This is a genomic window from Affinundibacterium nitidum (assembly GCF_014284155.1).
Classification (GTDB): domain Bacteria; phylum Pseudomonadota; class Gammaproteobacteria; order Burkholderiales; family Burkholderiaceae_D; genus Undibacterium; species Undibacterium nitidum.
Genome location: NZ_JACOFZ010000027.1, coordinates 1 through 729 on the forward strand (window position 1 = coordinate 1; position 729 = coordinate 729).

The 729-nt window shown below is 51.9% G+C and carries 1 protein-coding gene; it reads right to left on the reverse strand.

The window, feature by feature from the left end:
* Nucleotides 1-729 (reverse strand): VCBS domain-containing protein (locus H8K36_RS18885; RefSeq protein WP_222611285.1); only part of this gene is annotated, 729 nt, incomplete at both ends.

Sequence of the window (729 nt, forward strand, 5' to 3'; positions counted from 1 at the left end):
TCGTGATCGGTGTACCACCTAAAGCATTTAATTGGGCCAAGGTGACGTTGGTGCCACCGACCGTAATGCTTGCTAAACCTGCAGGAGCGGTAACCGTGAAACTGTTTGCTGTCGCGGTTGCCGTTTCCGCTACCGTCATGTCGCCCGCAGAACCTGCATTGCTGTCCGGGATCGTGACCGTTGGACCACCATCGGTATTACCATTGATCGTGATCACCAAAGTCGCCGTTGTCGTACTGCCGTCACCATCGGTTAAGGTGTACGTAAAGCTATCAGTCAAACTTTGACCGGCACCTAAGCCATTGACGGCCGCATTGCTGTTGTTGAGCGTGTACGTGTAGGTACCGTTGCTGTTCAAGACCAAAGTACCGTAACCGGCTGCATTCGTGAACGTACCTGCTGTCACTGGCGTTGCATTCGTATCGGCACCAACCGTGTCGTTCGTGATCACATTGCCGGTGACTGTGTTCGGGACGGCATCTTCGGTGATGTTGTTGATGTCACCTGTCGCTACTGGTTTGCTGTCCGTAATGAGGATATCTAAGCTGTCGTTATTCGTTGCACCTAAGGCATCCGTCACAGCGACAGTAACACTATCCGTGACATCGCTGTTCGCACTTTGGACACTTGGATCATAGGTATAACTCACCACGCCTGTGCTTGAGTTGTAGCCTGTTAAGACCAAACTACCCTTGCCTGTCGTGATCGTGATTGGTGTACCACCTAAAG